The sequence below is a fragment of the Rhodanobacter sp. L36 genome (genome assembly GCF_009765755.1).
Lineage (GTDB): Bacteria > Pseudomonadota > Gammaproteobacteria > Xanthomonadales > Rhodanobacteraceae > Rhodanobacter.
The window spans coordinates 785,576-803,121 of the sequence record NZ_LMUV01000011.1; the positions used below are offsets into that span (position 1 = coordinate 785,576).

A 17,546-nucleotide genomic window follows, 5' to 3' on the forward strand; every position below is an offset into this window, starting at 1 on the left:
ACGGCAACGAGCCAAGCCATCACGTGGCGTATCTCTACGCGTACTCCGGCTCGCACTACAAGACGCAGGCGCGCGTGCGCATGCTGCTGGAAACCATGTACGAGGATCAGCCCGACGGCCTTGCCGGCAATGAAGATTGCGGCCAGATGAGCGCGTGGTACGTGCTCAGCGCCATGGGTCTTTATTCAGTGGATCCGGTCAGCACCAACTATGTGTTCGGCAGCCCGCTGCTGGATCGCGCGGAGATCGACCTGGGCAATGATCGCAAGCTGGTCGTACAGGCGAGCGGCAATGGACCGGGCAAGCCGTACATCCAGTCGGTGAGCTGGAACGGCAAGCCGTGGACACGCAGCTGGATCAGCCATGCCGACCTTGCGGCCGGCGGAACGCTGGCGTTCGACATGGGCAGCACGCCGAACAAGCAATTCGGTGCGGCAGCTGCGGATCGTCCGCCATCGTTTGGCAAAGCCGCGAGCTGAAGCCGGCAGATTTCGAATTCATTTGCGATTTGAAATCTATTGCGACACGAGCCGCAGGATCATTCGCTGTCGTTGACGCTACGCCGCGTCAACGACAGCGGTACAAAGTGCGTTGACCGAATCGATGCCGCTGACTCATGGGTGGCTCTCTTCGGGAAATGCGACGAATGCGACGAACCTTCATTGTTGGTTGCCCGCGGTCGGGCACCACGCTGGTGCAGGCGTTGCTTGCGCGACATCCTGCCGTACTGACGCTCCCCGAAACGGCGTTTTTTGAATACCTGCACGGAAGCCTGGAATGGCGTTGGGGCGATCGCGGGGCGAAGCCGCGGAAAATTCGCCTGCGTCACCGGCTCGGTTTTGCGCACAAGCGTGCACGCATGAAACTGGCGGCATTGCGGCGCAGTCTGCCAAGCAGCGTGCATGCCGGCCCGATCTCCCGTCGTGTCACCGGCTGCGTGTGCCAGTTCATCACGATGCTGGACGGCTGCGCTGACGCGGCCGGTTGCTCGATGTGGGTCGAGAAAACGCCATATCACCTGTTGTACGTCCCGGAGATCGAACATCAGGTGCCGGAAGCGCGCTTCGTGCACGTGATCCGCGCGGGAGAAGACGTACTGGCATCCGTGGCCGATGCCAACATGCGTTTCGATCGAAACAACGCGTTTGGCGGCGGCACCATCCACTGGGCACGTCGCTGGAATCATGCAGTAAAGATGCACCTCGCGTACAAGAACCGACCGCGACATCACTTCATCTTTCTCGAGGATCTGATCGCGGACCGCAATGGCGAGTGGCACCGACTCTGCACCTTCCTCGATCTCGATTCCAACGCAGAACTTGACCGGAGCTGCGCACAGATCGTCACCGACCTCGACAGCGAACCATGGAAACAGGATGCGGTCAGCGGTGTGCCGCAGCCGTCCTTGCGCAAGGCAGAACAAGTATTCGGCCCGCAAGTTCGACAGTGGCTGCAGGACAAGCTGCTGCCATACGACGAGCTGCGCCGCTGCCTGGGTGCCAAGGACATTGCAAAGACAGCGCGCGATGCATCGCAGCGAAGTTGCCGCTGATCGATCCTCTGCAACGCAAGGCCATGCCGATGTCATGCATGGCCTCAGTGCAGCGGTTATGACGCCACGTCGACCATCACCAGTTCGGCATCTTCAAGTGCGGTGACATGCAATGCGCTCTCGTTGCGGATGGCCGCGCCGTCGCGGGCATCGATCCGTACGCCGTTGATCTCGACCGCGCCGGTGGAAGGCACCAGGTAACCAAGGCGACCGGCCCCGAGAACGTACTCGGCAACTTCGCCGGCTTTCAGCGTGGCGCCCAGTACACGCGCATCGGTGCGCAAGGGCAGGGCGTCGGCGTCTTCCTTGAAGCCGCTCGCCAGCGCGACGAAGCGGCCGGAACGATCGCCCACCGGAAACGGTCGCGCACCCCACGACGGTGGTTGGCTTTGCGTGTCGGGAATGATCCAGATCTGGAAAATGCGCGTGACGTCCGATTCCAGATTGAATTCGGAATGGGTGATGCCGCTGCCCGCGCTCATCACCTGCACATCGCCCGCTTCGGTACGTCCTTCGTTGCCGAGGTTGTCGCGATGAGTGATCGCACCTTCGCGAACGTAAGTGATGATTTCCATGTCCGAATGCGAATGCGGCGGAAAGCCGGACTTCGCGGCGATGGTGTCGTCGTTCCACACGCGCAGCGCGCCCCATCCCATTCGCTGCGGCTCGTTGTAACCGGCGAACGAAAAATGATGCTTGGCATCGAGCCAGCCGTGGTTGGCTCCGCCCAGCCGGTGGAAGGGTCTGCGTTCGATCATGGTTTTTTTCCTCAGGGCTGCATCGGTGATATGGATGGCCAAAACATGGGGCTGCGCCTGTCCGGACCGAAGTGATCACGAGGGAAACAGTCTGTCGCCAGAGCCGCAAGTTCTCGCGTTTCTTTTGGGATTGCACTCCATGATGACAACTGATTACATGGCGCGTCCTATCTCGGGGGAGATTGCTTGAAACGCCTTGTCCTGACGGCCGTCGCCAGCCTGTTCGTCGTTGCCTGCCATCACCATTCAGGTGATGACCAGGCGCGTGCCCGGAATGCGATGTTCTCTCCGGGCATCATCGAAGCAGACGTTGGCGTGCATGCAAGCGTGCTTTCCTCCGACGCGTTCGAGGGACGCGCGCCGGGCACGCACGGCGAGCAGCTCACTACCGATTATCTGATCCGGCAGTTTCAGCGGATGGGCCTGGAACCGGGCAACAACGGAAGCTGGCTGCAAGCGGTTCCGTATGTGAAAACCGTCCTGCAACACCCGGAAAACGTGAAGCTGCACATCCATGGCAACAAGAGCGATGCGCAATTCGTTTTCGGTGATGACGTCGTGCTGGCGTCGCCGGCCAACCTGCCGCATGCGGAGATCAAGGATTCGACGGTCGTCTTCGTCGGCTACGGACTCGTGGAACCCGATCAGCATCGCGATGACTATGCCGGTGTCGATGTGCGAGGCAAGACCGTCGTCATCCTCGTCAACGAACCGGGATGGCGCAACGAAGATCCCATGCTGTTCAAGGGCCGCAAACTCACGTGGTTCGGCCACAAGCTGGAGGATGCTGCGCGGCACGGTGCCGCGGCCGCGTTGCTGGTGCATGACGCGGATGCGACGGGATTGTCGTGGAATGTGGCGCGAAACAATTGGGGCACGACACGCTTCAGCCTTCCGCCATCGGACGATGCGCGAGCGCGTCTTTCGATCGCAGGCTGGCTGACGACCGCTTCCGCGCAAAAACTGTTCGCCTCCGCCAATGCGGATTTTGCCGTGCTGGAGAAGACTGCCGACTTGCCGACGTTCAAACCCCTGTCGCTCAATGCCAAGGCCAGCGTGGCCATCGACAGTGTCGTCAGCACCGGCCAGTCGCACAACGTGATCGCCGAACTGGTTGGCAGCAAGCGGCCGAGTGAAACGGTGATTTATTCCACGCACTGGGATCATCTGGGTCGCGACGGAAACCGCATCTTCCACGGCGCCGTCGACAACGCGTCCAGCGTCGGTGGCCTGCTCGAAATTGCCGAAGCGTTTTCGCATCGCCGTCCCAGGCCCGAGCGCACGGTGATGTTCATGGCATTCACGATGGAAGAGTCCGGCCTGCTGGGCTCGCGTTATTACATCAGCCATCCCGTCGTGCCGCTCAACCTCACCGTCGCCGACATCAACACCGACGCGCTCACGGTGATCGGTCCCAGCAGGAATATCGCGGTGATCGGCTACGGTCAGTCCGAACTCGATGACGATCTTGCCGAAGCGGCACGGAGGCAGCATCGCGTACTCTCGCCTGATCCGCTCCCGGACAAGGGATTTTTCGCGCGCTCCGGCCAGTTCAATTTTGCGACAGCCGGCGTTCCGGTGCTGTATGCGCGGTCGGGTTGGGACCTGCGCGAAGGTGGTGTGGCCGCCGGACGCAAGGCCTACGACGATTACATCGCCAATCGCTATCACCAGCCATCCGACGTCTATGAGCCGAACTGGGACCTGCGCGGCCTGGTGCAGGATCTCCGCCTGCTCTACATGGTCGGCAGCAAGCTCTCGATGGAAACCACGTTTCCGCAATGGAAGCCGGGTAGCGATTTCAGCCGGTCCGGCCCCGATAACCGCTAGTTTTCCGTTGGGTTCTCCGGATTGCCCGTATCAGCGATATGGCTGATCGGCCGCGGCACGCAGCCCGGCGCGAAGACAAACCTCATCGGGCATGACGCGAACGCATGCAGGCGTTGCTCATCCGTGACCTTCGCCACGCTGACGTCAGCGTGTGCTGCATTAGAGTTCCTGCACAATGCAGAACGGAGAGGCAGTCATGCGGCGAACAGGCTCGTGGGTGGCGTGATGTTGTTGATGATCGGATGGAGTGGGGCGAGCGTTGCCGACGATCTGTTCGGCATTGCCATGCATCAGCCACTCAAACTGCGAGAGTGTGCGCAGCGACAGGGCAGTTATCTTCCGGATGATCGGTCCGTGTGCTTCAAATGGCCGTCCGGTCCGGCAAAAACTTCAAGCAGCGTGCCTGATGAAGGTACGGTCATTGTCAACATCTCCATCAACCAGCGCCCCGGTTTCATGCACGGCGCCGATGTGGAAGTCGGCCTGAGACATGGCGTGGTGACCAGCGTCGCCACGAAGACGCACGGCGCAGGGCAGGACAACCAGGATCTCGCTGAGCTCGTGCAGTTGTTCGGCCGCACCGATCCGCAACGCATCACCGACGGCTTGAACCCATATCAGTCGCTCCGCGCGAACTGGCAATTGCCGCACGGCGGTTCGGTTTATTTCAACAGCACCGAATACGGGAGGTACAACGGGATGGTGAAAATCACCGAGCCTTGAAAGCTCACCAGTCGGTGGGACGATAGTCCTTCAGGAACTGTCCCCACACATGCTCGCCGCTGTTGATGCCGTGGATGATCGGATCGACGATGCGCGCGGCGCCGTCGACGATGTCGAGCGGCGGGTGGAAGCGCTCCTCCAGCACTTTCTTTGCCGCCAGTTCGGCGGGATCCTCGTCGGTCACCCAGCCGGTGTCGACGCTGTTCATGTGGATGCCGTCGTTCTGGTAGTCGGTGGCCGAGGTGCGCGTCATCATGTTGAGCGCGGCCTTCGCCATGTTGGTATGCGGGTGGCGCGTGGTCTTGAAGCTGCGATAGAACTGGCCTTCCATCGCCGACACATTGACGATGTGTTTGTCGCGATCCGGCGTGCGCAGCATCAAAGGCTTCAGTCGCGCGTTGATGATGAATGGCGCGATCGCATTGACCAGCTGCACTTCCAGCAATTCGACCGACGGGACTTCGGCCATCAGCAATCGCCATGAGTTGCGACTGCGCAGGTCGATCTGCTGCAGATCCTGATCGAGTCGGCCTTCGGGAAACAGGTGTTGCTGCGCGAGCAGTTCTTCCGGCAACAGAGGCAGCTGTGAGAGTTCCGCCGCGCGTGTCAGGCCGGGCACGCTCGAAGCGTTGCCGCGCAATGCCATGGCAGACGCATCGGTCTCGGGCAGGATGTGCGAGCTGCGCAAGCCTTCGTAGTGGCCGACCAGATGACGCACGGTTTCGGGCATGTCATGCAAGGCGGCCGTTTCGCCATCCATCATGTGCGCGTAGAAATCCGGCGGGCGACGCACCGTCTGACACGCGTTGTTGATGATGAAATCCAGCCGCGGACGCGTGGCGATCAACTCCTGGCAGAACGCTTCGACGCTCGGCGTATGGCGCAGGTCGAGGCCGTAGATCTGCAGACGATGGCCCCAGTCAGCGAAGTCCGGTTCCTCCGCATAGCGTGCCGCCGAGTCGCGCGGAAAACGCGTGGTCACGATGAGTTCCGCACCGGCACGCAGCAGTTTCAGCCCGGCCTGGTAACCGATCTTTACCCGACCGCCGGTGAGCAGCGCGACGCGTCCGCGTAGGTCCGCCGTCTCGGTGCGCTTGGCGTAGTTGAACGGCGCGCAGGCTGGACACAGCTGGTCGTAGAAGAAATGAATCGTCGAATACTTCTGCTTGCACACGTAGCAGTGTTGCGGCTCGATCGACTCACGCGGCTGCGCGGCATCGACATCGGCAGGAATGTCCTGCGCTTCGAAACCCGCCGGCGCGAACACGGTTGGCGTGGTGAACACCGGCCGGCGCCGCAGTTCGCGAATGCCGGTGTTGTTCAACACTGAATCTTCCGCGCTGATCTTCGTGGCATGGCGTGCTTTCTCCGCCGCTTTCATCTTGATGCGACGCGCGACCGGATCAGGGTGATAGACGCTGGCCACGGCCTGATGCAGTCGCTGGCGATCTTCGGCCGGCAGCGCGTCGAGCAATTCGCGATCGACAGCGACCGATTCGAGCAGTTCGGCCGCAGCGCGCAGACGTTCGAGCAGCGCAGTATCGGTGTTGTCAGGTGAGGCCGTGGCCGTCGTGGTCTTCAAGTCATGTCATCCGCAAAAGTAACGAGAGAGGCGCAAGTCCGCGTTCCCAACTGCGTATTTTGCCTTTTTTGGCGGCGTGCCGTGAAAAGGTGGAATGGCTGCGCGTGTTCGACCGATCCGACGATGCAGGAAAGTCGTGCGGCACGCATTGGGCTCACGCTATGCTTCGCCGATATTCCGGGGGGAATCGAACAGCATGCAGCAGGCGGCCATCGCCTTACTCACGGCGTCGAACAAACGCCGTTCGAGACTTTCGTTCGCCATCCACGTCAGCGATGAGCCGAACATCCGGAATGTGTGCGGGAACAAGTCGCGCTGAAGCGACATCACTTTGTTGCATCCACAGGGGGAAATGACAATGCGACTGATTCGATGGAGTTTGGGCATTCTTTTGCTGGCCGGCCTCGCTGGCTGCCAGTCGTCGTTGATGGTGAAGTCGACCGGTGCCGCGCCCACGCCCGAGCCGGGCAAGGCGATGGTGGTATTCATGCGGCCTTCGATGTTCGGCGGCGCGATCCAGTCGTCGGTATATGACACGCACGCGAAAAGCGACAACTTCATCGGCATCGTTTCGACCAAGACCAAGATCGCCTACCAGGCCGAGCCCGGCGATCACTTGTTCATGGTGGTGGCTGAGAATGCGGATTTCATGATCGCGCATCTCGATGCGGGCAAAACGTACTACGCGCTGGTGAGCCCGCGCATGGGCGTGTGGAAGGCGCGCTTCTCGTTGCTTCCGATCCACCATCGATCCGACGCGAAATACAATTCGCTCTCGCCGGAGTTTCGTGACTGGATGGGTTCGACCGACTGGATCACCATCACGCCGGCCGCGCAGCAGTGGTATCAAACCAACGCCGCCGATATCACCGCCAGGAAACTCGACTACATGCACAAGTGGGATAACGCAGAAGCCCGGCAGAAGGCCGAGCTGACGCTGCCGGCCGACGACGGCATCTGATCCGTTTTATCCGAGCGGCGGGCATCGGTTGCCCGTCGCTTCCGCACGAGGATGCCCGTGAATCACGTCGTGATTCGTATCCGGAGCCGACCTATTTTCTCGCCCGGTGAGAACCGGTGAGTCGCCGCGACTTCGCGGTGATGTCGCAGTGATTCCGGATGCGTGCAATGTGTTCGTCATCGATCTAGATTCCGGCAGTGCTGTCGATCGGACGACAGCGGTGCGCGCCATGCAGCGGACGAGGCAATGGGCAGTCGATGCGTCGACACGACCCGGTCAGTCATGACGCTTCTATGACTCGATGGGGATGACGGATATGCGAATCGACACATGCAGGTCAAGGCTCGCCGTGGCGGGCTTGCTGGTTGCGGGTGCGCTGACATGCGGCGCACAGGCAACGACGCTGGCCAAAACAACCACGATGCCACCGCCTGCCGCCACTGCGTTGGCGCGAGCGACGCCAGGCTACTTTCCCGACGTGCCCACCGATGAGCCGCGCATCACCGCGACGGTCAGCAACGGCAAGCTGGCGACCATCGCGGGCAGCCAGCTCTCGCCCGCGTTCACCAAGTTCGATGCTGGCGCTGTAGCGCCCACCGCACAGATCGGCAGCATGACCTTGCTGCTCAAGCGCAGCGACGAGAAAGAAGGCCAGTTTCGCGGTTATCTGAGCGAACTCACGCGGCCTGGCTCGCCCTATTTCCACCACTGGCTGACGGCGGCGCAGGTCGGAACGATGTTCGGACCGGCAGCATCGGATATCGGCAAGGTGAAGCAGTGGCTCTCGTCGCAGGGTTTCAACGTTCGCTCCGTGTCGCCCGACGGCATGCTGATCCGTTTCGGCGGCAGTGCTTCGGCCGTCCAGACGGCTTTCCATACGCGCCTGCATAACTTCAAGGTAGACGGCCAGACGCATTTCGGCAATCTCGACGCGCAGCAGATTCCGGCCGCGCTCGCGCCCGTTGTGCAGGGCGTGGCGTCGCTCGGCAATTTCTTCCCGAAGGCGCAACACGTCGACATCGGCACGGTCGTCATGGACAGGAAATCCGGCGCATGGAAAACGGTATCGAAGGCGACCGCGAGCGGCAACGGCAAGGCGCAGCCGATGATCACGGTGCCGCCGGGCACGGCTGATCCCAACATCACTTACGACATGACGCCGGCGGATTTCAACCAGGTCTACAACGTCAAGCCGCTGTGGAGCAAAGGCAACCGCGGCGCAGGGCAGACGGTCGTGCTGCTCGAGCGCACAAACATCAACCTCGCCGACGTCACCGCGTTCCGCAAGGCGTTCCTGCCTGCCGATGCGGCCGGCATGGTGAGCATCGTTCACCCGAACGACGCTGCCGGCGACAACTCCTGTCTGGACCCGGGCATCACTGGCGATGAAGGCGAGGCCGCGCTCGATGTCGAGTGGGCTGGCGCGGCAGCACCGGATGCGAACATCGTGCTGGCGTCCTGCGCGGACGTGGGGTCCAACTTCGGTCCGTTGCTGGCGGCCAACTTGTATCAGCAGGACGGCCAGCATGGGCTGCCGCCTTCGGCACCGCCGATTCTCAGCCTGAGTTACGGTGCCTGCGAGATCAATGATGCGGGCGATACCAACCTCGCCGACATTCTGTGGTCGTCGCTGGCGGCGCAGGGCGCGACCACGTTCGTATCGACGGGCGACGCCGGTTCGGCAGGCTGCGATCAGGGCGCCTTGTTCGGCGCGACGTATGGTCCCGAGGCCAACGGCATGGCGTCCTCGCCATCGGACGTTGCCGTGGGCGGTACCGATTTCAACGATCGCGGCAAGATCAGCCAGTACTGGTCGCCGACCAACCAGGCGCTTTATCAGTCCGCCATCAGCTATATCCCGGAGCAGACCTGGAACAACTCCTGCGCGGGCGTCACGCTGTACACCTTGCTCGGCTACACGGACGGCGTCACCGCGTGCAACGACAGCGTGGGCCGCGGCCAGGACTATCTGCAGATTGGCGGCGGTGGTGGCGGCGCGAGTTTTGTGCATGGGCAGGCGGAATGGCAGGAAGGCATCTACGGCTCGACCAACCACCAGCAACGCACGATTCCCGACGTCTCGCTGTTCTCCGCCAACGGCATCTTCGGCCACGCGCTGGTGTACTGCATGTCGGATGCCAGCGAGGGCGGTACCACCTGCGACTACAGCAACCCCGATGACGTGTACTTCAACAGTGCCGGCGGCACTTCGTTCGCGGCACCGACCATGGCCGGCGTGCAGGCGCTGATCAACGCAGCGGTCGGTGATCGCAGCGGCAACATCCTGCCTGCGCTGTACAACATCGGCGCGAAGGAATACGGCACCAACGGCGCGCCCAACACCCAGCTGCTGGCGGCATGCAACTCGTCCAAAGGCGCGAGCGAGGACAGCACCTGCGTGTTCAACGACGTCACCGTCGGCGACATCGTGCAGCCGTGCTTCAGCGGTTCGATCGGCTGCTATTCCGGCACCAACCTCTCCAACCAGTTCGGCATTACCGAAGGCGGCAACGGCGGTTCGCAGACGCTGTCACCGGCATGGCAGACCAACGCAGGCTACGACCAGGCGACCGGCCTGGGCACGGTCAACGTCAGCAATCTGGTGAACGCAATCGTCAAGTACGACCAGCCCTTGCGCGGCGGAACCTATGCCGCGCCGGCGGATTTCCTCTCCTTGAATGCGCAGTTCAGCAACGATGGCTACAGCGACATCGCCCTGGTCGATCCAGCCAAGGGCACGCTCTCGTCACTGGCGATGAAAGGCAACGTCGAGCTCTCCAGCGTCCCGCAACCACTCGGTGGCACGGGTTATCGTGTGGGTGCGATCGGCAACTTCGCACCTTCATTCGATCTGCTCGGACTGAAGGCGGATGACTTGGCGATCGTCGATCCCGACAACGGCCTGTATCTCTGGGCATCGACGGCGATCGGCGGATTCTTCCCGTATCCGGCTGGCACGCCGTATCCGGTCGGCTGGACGCTGATGGGTTCGGCGATGGTCGACAGCACCCGCATGCAGGAACTGTTCTGGTTCAACGCGCAGACGTCGCAGTTCAGCTGGTTGAAGATCGACCTCAGCCTCGACACGGGTCTGCCGGTGACCAGCGCATCGCCTGCGATGGCTGGCGTCGCCGGATACACGCCGACGCTCGCCGATGTCAATGGCGACGGCTATGCGGACATCGTGTGGACCAGCGGGCAGACGTTCGTCAACGACGTGCAGATCTGGATCAATGACCAGAACGGCGGCTTCGTCAAATCCAAAGTGGCCGGACGCGCGAAGAACTTCACCTTGTACGGCGCAGGCGACATCGATGGCGATGGCAAGACCGACCTGATCTGGACCAACCCGCAAACGCACCAGATGATGTGGTGGCTGATGAACGGCACGCAGGTCGTCGCGCAGCAGACCCGCTCGTTCGGACCCAACGAGAGCATGGCCGGCATCGCCGACTACGATGGTGACGGCCGCGCCGATATCCTCTGGTTGAATACCAACGGCACCGTGACGGAGTGGCTCAGCACCGGCACCGACTTCCTCGGTTTCGATGTCGCCGATGCATTCGGCAGCCTCTTGAAGATTCCTGCCGGCACGCAGATCCAGATCAATCGACTGCAGGGTTCGGCCATCGCCGGACATCACTGAAGCAACAGCACGCCGAAAGAGAAGGCCAGGCTCTTGCCTGGCCTTTTTCTTTGGACATGCGTGCACGAAGCATCCGCGCGGGACCGGATTGGTATGCTTGTCGAATCCTCCTGTCGATGAACGTTTCGATGCTTCCACCCGAAACACCCGCCAAGGCGCATTCACCGCTGCGCGTGCTGCTGCTGGAAGACGACGAGCTTCTGCGCGACCGCGTGCTGGTGCCGAGCCTGAAACAATTCGGTTTCATGGTGCAGGCGATCGGCCACGCGTCGGACATCGAGCAGCAGATGCGGCAACTGACGCCAGACATCGTGGTGCTGGACGTGGGCCTGCCCGACGCCAGTGGATTCGACGTGGCGCGCAAACTGCGCTCGGAGCATGCAGGCGTCGGCATCGTGATGCTCACCGCGCGCGGCGAAACCACCGACCGCATCCGCGGCCTGAGCGAAGGCGCGGATGCGTACCTGTCCAAGCCTGTCGATATCGACCTGCTCGCCGCCACGTTGCACAGTCTGGCGCGCCGTCTGCAATCAACCATGCCGGCTGCGACCAGCGCGCGCTGGCGCCTGGATGCCGATGGCTGGTGCCTGCTGTCACCCGACGGGCAGACCGTGGCACTGACCCAGCTTGAGAGTCGCGTGCTGTCGCCGCTGCTGCAAGCGCCCAACACGCTGGTCACCCGCGAAGCGTTGATCGGCGCGGTGACTACCAACGTGCATGCCTACGATCCGCACCGCCTCGATTCGATGATTCATCGCTTGCGTAAAAAGGTGTTGCGCGTACTCGGCAGGTCGCTTCCGTTGAACGCCGTGCAGGGGCAGGGCTACGTGTTCGTGCCCTAGGCGGACGCGGCCGCAAGTAGTGCACGATGACGTTTCGCCGCCGCATGCACGCGAGCCACGAGCACGTCCGGCGCGAATGGTTTGGGCAGGCGTTCGCTGAGCGGATCGATCAAGCCCGGTGGTTGCCCGTCGGTTTCGAGATAAGCGGAAATGAGGATCGCCGGCACATCCGGCATCTGCAGACGCAGCTTGCGCAACAGGCTCAGCCCGTCCGTATCCGGCATGCGGTGATCGCAGATCAGCACGTCGGGCAACTGCGTTGTTTGCGTGATGAAGCGCTCGGTTTCCGCGCCGCTCGCCGCCAAGCCGACAAGACAGCCACTGCTTTCGAGCGCAGCACCGAGCAACGTGCGCAGATCGTCGTCGTCGTCGATCAGCAACACGCGCACGACATCGTCGCTTGTCACCAACTCAGGCTGCGTCGCAGGCAGCGTGGTCGGCAACGCGATGTGGAAAACCGTGCCGCGACCCTCTTCGCTCTCGACACTGATTTCCCCGCCGGCACTCTGCACCAGGTTGTAGACCACGCTGAGCCCGAGGCCCGTGCCACTGCCCGAAGGCTTGGTGGTGAAGAAGGGTTCGAAGATGCGTTGCACGTGATCATCGGACATGCCGATGCCGGTATCGCGCACCGACAGCAACGCGCGCGACGACGACGGCCGGCTGACGGAGATCGTGCAGACGCCACCATCGGGCATCGCATCGCGTGCATTGCTGACCAGGTTGAGCAGGCCGAGCTCGAACTGGTTGCGATCGAAATGGATGGCTAAATCGCCGGGCTCGCTTTCGATCACCAGTCGCACCGACGGCGGCAGCAGCTGGTGGAGCAGCGGCCGCACTTCCTCGATCGTGGATAGCATGTCGAAGGTTTCGGCGCGCGCCACATCGCGACGGCTGAAGTTGAGCAGCTTGCGGCAGATCGCGGCGCCACGACGCGCGGCGAGTTCCGTGCCTTCGAGCGCATCGACCAGAATCGGCGCGTCCTCGCCGAATTGCAGGTCCGGCTCGTCGACGCGCTCGCGCACGCGCGCAAAGCCCAGGATGATGCCGAGCACATTGTGGATGTCGTGCGCGATGCCGCTGGCAAGCCGGCCCACCGCATCCATCTTGCGCGAGTGCAGCAGCTGTTCCTGCACCTGTTCGCGCTCGGCGATTTCCAGTTGCAGCTGGTGATGATCGGCATGCGATCGCGCGAGACTGTTGCGCAAGGCCTGCGCGCTGAAATCGATGATGATCGCCACCGTGACATACGTGTAGACCGTGCCGGGCAGTTCGGAAAACGCACTGCGCAGCAGCATCGGCAGGTTCGGTGGCGCCAGCACCTCGGTGGTGATGCCGGTGAGGTAGACCAGCATGGTCGCGGCGAAGATGGTCCACAGCGCGCGACGCCCGAGCATCAATCCACTGATGATGAGGGCTTCGAAAAACGACGCGTCATCGCGCGAATCGGGCACGCCGACGGTGGCGAAAAACAGGATCGCCGACACCATGAGCACGCTCAGGTACTGGATGACCGCGGTGCGGAAACGGCCTGTGCGAATCAGGTAAATGCCGAACCACGCCGACGCCGCCATCGCCACATCGGTGCTCAGGTCCATCACCATCGGCAAGTGCGGCCACGGGAAAAAATAACTGTGCCGCACGTACAGCAGCTTCCAGTTCGCCTGCTCAAGAATGAACGCCTTGTTCAACAACTGCACGCAACCGATCAACGCGAAAAAGAACTGCATGAAGAACGCATTGCTGCGATCCACCGGATCGGCAATCGGCAACCGGTTCAACCAGATTCGCAGGCGCTCGAACATCGACGTTTCCTCACCCCGGGCACGCAAAGTTGCAACGCCCATGATGTCGCAGATGCGGGTTGGGGGACAGGTCGGACCGTCGTGCACGAACAACGCGAATTAAAAAGAAAGCGGCGCCGCGTTGCCGCGACGCCGCTTTCTGCCATTCAACATCATCTGCGCGTAAGAATCGCAAGCCGCAGCGCAAGTGTGTGGCTCGATCGGTGCCGATGGGACGGCGTTGACGAAGGCGCCTTCACTTTTCAACCCGCTGACCGCGTGCTCCTCAGAAGCCTTCAATCAAAAGGATCAGTTTCCTGCGGCTTTCTTTTGCGCAGGGGTAGTGAAATGAACTTTCATCCTTGAGGCCAGATTCGGGATACCTGCTGCCGATGAAAGGTTGGTGGTCGTTATGCCGTTCTGAGTGCCTGCCACGAAATTGGACCCACCACCGTCCTCGCTGCCATTGCCATTCGGATCGAAAACGTAAAAGCCGCTGTACAGACCGAGGCCACCAAAACTTACAGCGACATACCCATATTTGTCGGCGGTAATCGATGACAGGTAAATGGGCTCGGGACCGGAGAATCCGCCGACTTGGGTCATGGCGAGACTGGTCTTATCGATCCGGAGTGCCGTCTGTCCCCGATTCGTTCCGATGAAGAGGAAATTGTCATCGGCGGCCATGAAGGTTTTCGTGTTGACGCCACCGGTCAATGGAAGGCTGACGGTATTGGTAAGCGTTACGTTGACTGTATCGAACGATGCGCTCACGACGTCGGTTTTCGTATAGACGTAGAGCTTCACACCGGTGCCGTCGCCATCGGCATCGTCCACTACGAATATCTTGCGTGTGGCTGTGTTGGTCTGAGGGTTGGAAGACATGTTGCTTCCCACGAGAACGTCAAACGCTTCGGTACCTTCGATCACAGCACCCGCGTGGCCATACGGCCCCAGGTTTCCCGAGGCATAGCAGCCTTCGGATTGTTTCGTCGAGCCGCAAACCACCCAGCTGATATTCGTATAGGTGTTGTAGAAGGAATAGGTAGTGAAGAGGGTGCTGTCGGGATTGACCGGCGCGAAAATTCCGACACGCGCAGCACCGGCAGCCTGTGTGGTGACAGCAACTGCTTCCTGTGCGCAGACTGGAACTATTGCTCCTCCAGCAAGCAATAGACTGGCGCACACCAACGTACGCTTGATGCGAATTCCGGACATGTTTTTCCCCTGTTGATTGGTGACGCAAACGAGACGCCGGCGCAATCATGAAAGCGTCTTGTGAATGGCCGACAAAGTCCCCGTGGCTCGAGTCGGCTGGCAGAGCATAGTGCGACTTGGGCGCGATATCTTGCGATGTTTTTCCAGAGACTCTCGCCTGCCGTGCCCGAGAGAGAATGCGCATGGCGCCGCCAACAGCGCCCTGAGCTCGACGGTCGCACGCCAAACGAAGATTCCGCTGTGCGAGCCTTTTCATGGGGGACGTTTCGACAGGCCATCAAGCCGATATGCTGCGCGCTGGGGCCACGCAAGGGCGTGACCGCAGAGCGTTCAATGCTTTTGGTGACCCCGCGTGTCAGTGAAAACAATCAGGCAGGGCTGCCCTTGCTGGCGTGGCTACCTGGCGTAATTCAAGGGAGATAAGCATGCGCGTATTGATGATGGCCACCCTGTGTGGCGTGGCCCTTTCGGTTACGGCCGGTGCCATGGCCACGGATGCAACGACCATGGATAACGACAAGGTGGTTGCGGCGACCCGATTCCTCGAAGAGCAGCCGCTCGACAAACAGGCGCCGCCCCTGCGCGCAGCGCTGATCGGTTGGGAAGCCGACAGCAAGGATGTCGTCGATGTCGTCTGCCCCGGCGTCTTTGCGCCGGTGCCCGACAAGTCGATCAAGTACAGCGGGGAACTGCTTGGGCAGTTCATCTTCGGTAGCGGTGCGCATCAACTGGTCGTGCCCGACGACAAGGGCAAGCTGATGCCGAACCAGCTCGCCGGGGTGACCAGCATGCTCAAGGCATATCGCGCTTTTCTGGCAGCCGACAAGGACGCGCGCATTGCGCGTTTCGACGAGCTGTCGCGCGACGAAGCTGCCGGCTCTCTGCAGGCAACGCTCGAGCCGCTGGTGATTGCCCACTGTCTTCCCAAATCGACCGGCACGAGCCGCTTTCCCTGGACCTTCGGCATGAGCAAGCAGCAGGTATCGGCTCTGAGCGATTACGGCCCCTATCGAAGCTTTGCCAACGGCGACCTCGAAACATACAACGGCGTGTTTGATGGCCACCTACGCGACTTCCAGTTTTTCTTTCGCGACAACCAGCTCGGACGCATTGGCGCTTCCATCTATGAAGGCAACGATCTCGCAGCGGCGACCCAGGCATGGGGCGCGCTGTACGAAAGCATGCAACGCAGTTTCGGCGGCATGGAGACACCCGCCAATAAAACGCCCGCCCAAGGCAACGTAGACAGCCTGAAAGCGTTCGAGGCCACCGCCCGCGTCCTGGTCGAGCAGGGCGGCAAGGCGCAGATGGCACCGCTGCAGCAACCCGCCGATAGCTTCTCTTTCGCCAGCTTTGTCGAGCACGACGTGCAAGGGATGAAGATTTACTACGTCACCATCTCCTTCGATCCACCGCATGAGGCCGCCGAGGCGTCTGCCGGCAATCATTGATCCGGGTGCCGATCAGGAAAGCTGGCGATCTTCATCTAAGAAAGAAGAACACTTGCTGCGCTCGGACAGCTCACTTCCACCGCTTCGAAATCCGGCAGCACGTCACCACCGGGCCTTTCTTCATCGGCGGAGCGGGAGTATGGTCGCCCGGTATTCCGGGGGGAATGGATGACCATGCAGCGCTGGCTGATCGCCGCCGCCGTCACCTGCGTCACCGCTGCAGCTTGCAGCGGCACGCCAGAAGGGACCACGGCTCAAACCGCACCAAGGCCGCAACAGGCCGAGCCGACGAATCCTGTTGTCACGGCCGGTCATCTTGCCGCCATCGAAGCGGCGGGCCTCACCGGCAACCAGCGCGCCATGCAGGCGCATATGCAAGCGATGGACAAGGACATGATGCGTTCGATGCATCTGGCCGACCCGTCGCGTCCCATCGATCACGAAGCCGCCCGCGCCGCCGTGCGTCCACTGCAGGGCGTACGCGCCAGTGTGTGGATCGACCGGGAAAACCTGCTGGTGATGGTCGGCGGCAGCCAGTACCGCAATACCGACACCATCGACCGCATCTGCCTAGCCCTCCAACCACTCGGCGACACGCTGGCCGTGGTGGTTAACGTGCAGGACGTGACGGCGAAGACCTCGGAAGGCGCGGATACGTTGTCGCGCAATTGCCAGTTGGGTATGGGACAGCGGGCGCTGTTGCAGAAGAAGCGGCAGGTGGATGCGTTGGACCCGGAGGTCAGGCGAGTTTTTCGGGCGCAGCAGGGGTGAACTTATGAACTTCGTATCTTCGACGCTTAAATGGACCATTGTGATTTTTTTGATGATTTCGCTTTTGTCCGGCTGCGGTCCAACCCGCACCGAACAACTCGAACAAAAAATCTCCAGTCTTCAGACGCAATTGGAAAACATGCAAAACAAGCTCGATAACGCTAAAGAAAAAGCCGACGATGCACAAACAGAACTTGAAGGTCTTCAGGCGGCTGTCGAAGAGGCCGATACCAACGTAAGCCGTTTCAACGAAGACAATTGGCGCAGCGTTGTTCCCGACGTTGAGGATGCGGAAGACGATGTTCATCAAAAGACAGATGCGTCAAAAGAAGCTGTCGACGAAGTGGTTAACGCACTGGAGTAGAGACAAACTATTCACGCAACTCGAAATTTCGATCTGCATAGATGAAAGTGAATCGTAAGGGGAT

At 61.3% G+C, this 17,546-nt stretch carries 14 protein-coding genes; 10 read left to right on the forward strand and 4 right to left on the reverse strand.

The window, feature by feature from the left end; all coding sequences use genetic code 11:
- The coding region (locus GSQ73_RS13220; protein WP_174236102.1) for a glycoside hydrolase domain-containing protein at nt 1–479 on the forward strand (479 nt) is incomplete at its 5' end.
- Nucleotides 480–646: 167 nt separating this feature from the next.
- A complete protein-coding gene (locus GSQ73_RS13225; RefSeq protein ID WP_158884721.1) occupies nt 647–1,552 on the forward strand; it encodes a sulfotransferase in 906 nt (301 codons plus the stop codon).
- 56 nt (nt 1,553–1,608) lie between these two features.
- On the opposite strand, the gene GSQ73_RS13230 is transcribed toward GSQ73_RS13225, so the two are convergent.
- Nucleotides 1,609–2,310 (reverse strand): pirin family protein, encoded by a 702-nt coding sequence (locus GSQ73_RS13230; protein ID WP_158884723.1) that lies wholly within the window; start codon nt 2,308–2,310, stop codon nt 1,609–1,611.
- A 186-nt stretch (nt 2,311–2,496) separates the two neighbouring features.
- Between GSQ73_RS13230 and GSQ73_RS13235 the strand changes: the two genes are divergently transcribed.
- Both GSQ73_RS13235 and GSQ73_RS13240 read left to right on the forward strand, forming a co-directional pair.
- Nucleotides 2,497–4,140, forward strand: a complete 1,644-nt coding sequence (locus GSQ73_RS13235) for a M28 family peptidase (protein WP_158884725.1) — start codon at nt 2,497–2,499, stop codon at nt 4,138–4,140.
- Nucleotides 4,141–4,365: 225 nt separating this feature from the next.
- Nucleotides 4,366–4,863 carry a hypothetical protein gene (locus GSQ73_RS13240; protein ID WP_158884727.1) on the forward strand — a complete coding sequence of 166 codons (498 nt, stop codon included), beginning with the start codon at nt 4,366–4,368 and terminating at the stop codon, nt 4,861–4,863.
- A 4-nt stretch (nt 4,864–4,867) separates the two neighbouring features.
- Here the strand turns inward: GSQ73_RS13240 and GSQ73_RS13245 are convergent, their stop codons facing one another.
- The gene (locus GSQ73_RS13245; RefSeq protein ID WP_158884729.1) at nt 4,868–6,445 is read right to left on the reverse strand and encodes an SDR family oxidoreductase; all 1,578 of its coding nucleotides are present in this window, start codon (nt 6,443–6,445) and stop codon (nt 4,868–4,870) included.
- Nucleotides 6,446–6,803: 358 nt separating this feature from the next.
- On the opposite strand from GSQ73_RS13245, the gene GSQ73_RS13255 reads away from it, so the two are divergent.
- From GSQ73_RS13255 to GSQ73_RS13265, 3 genes are all read left to right on the forward strand, one after another.
- Complete coding sequence (locus tag GSQ73_RS13255; RefSeq protein WP_216844781.1) at nt 6,804–7,406, forward strand: hypothetical protein; 603 nt, start codon at nt 6,804–6,806, stop codon at nt 7,404–7,406.
- 316 nt (nt 7,407–7,722) lie between these two features.
- Complete coding sequence (locus tag GSQ73_RS13260; RefSeq protein ID WP_158884735.1) at nt 7,723–11,052, forward strand: protease pro-enzyme activation domain-containing protein; 3,330 nt, start codon at nt 7,723–7,725, stop codon at nt 11,050–11,052.
- Between the two features lie 128 nt (nt 11,053–11,180).
- Nucleotides 11,181–11,894: a response regulator transcription factor gene (locus GSQ73_RS13265; RefSeq protein ID WP_158884737.1), complete on the forward strand. Its 714-nt coding sequence runs from the start codon at nt 11,181–11,183 to the stop codon at nt 11,892–11,894.
- Here GSQ73_RS13265 and GSQ73_RS13270 read toward each other — a convergent pair.
- Complete coding sequence (locus tag GSQ73_RS13270; RefSeq protein WP_158884739.1) at nt 11,891–13,699, reverse strand: ATP-binding protein; 1,809 nt, start codon at nt 13,697–13,699, stop codon at nt 11,891–11,893. The two genes, GSQ73_RS13265 and GSQ73_RS13270, sit on opposite strands and share 4 nt — an antisense overlap.
- A gap of 288 nt (nt 13,700–13,987) precedes the next feature.
- On the reverse strand, nt 13,988–14,896 hold the full coding sequence (locus GSQ73_RS13275) for a hypothetical protein (protein ID WP_158884741.1): 909 nt from the start codon (nt 14,894–14,896) through the stop codon (nt 13,988–13,990).
- A 425-nt stretch (nt 14,897–15,321) separates the two neighbouring features.
- On the opposite strand from GSQ73_RS13275, the gene GSQ73_RS13280 reads away from it, so the two are divergent.
- The 3 genes from GSQ73_RS13280 (at nt 15,322) to GSQ73_RS13290 (ending at nt 17,482) form a co-directional block, all read left to right on the forward strand.
- Nucleotides 15,322–16,347 carry a hypothetical protein gene (locus tag GSQ73_RS13280; RefSeq protein WP_158884743.1) on the forward strand — a complete coding sequence of 342 codons (1,026 nt, stop codon included), beginning with the start codon at nt 15,322–15,324 and terminating at the stop codon, nt 16,345–16,347.
- Between the two features lie 174 nt (nt 16,348–16,521).
- The gene (locus GSQ73_RS13285; protein ID WP_158884745.1) at nt 16,522–17,118 is read left to right on the forward strand and encodes a hypothetical protein; all 597 of its coding nucleotides are present in this window, start codon (nt 16,522–16,524) and stop codon (nt 17,116–17,118) included.
- 4 nt (nt 17,119–17,122) lie between these two features.
- Entirely contained in the window at nt 17,123–17,482 is a 360-nt protein-coding gene (locus GSQ73_RS13290) for a hypothetical protein (protein ID WP_158884747.1), read from the forward strand.
- Nucleotides 17,483–17,546: the final 64 nt, after the last annotated feature.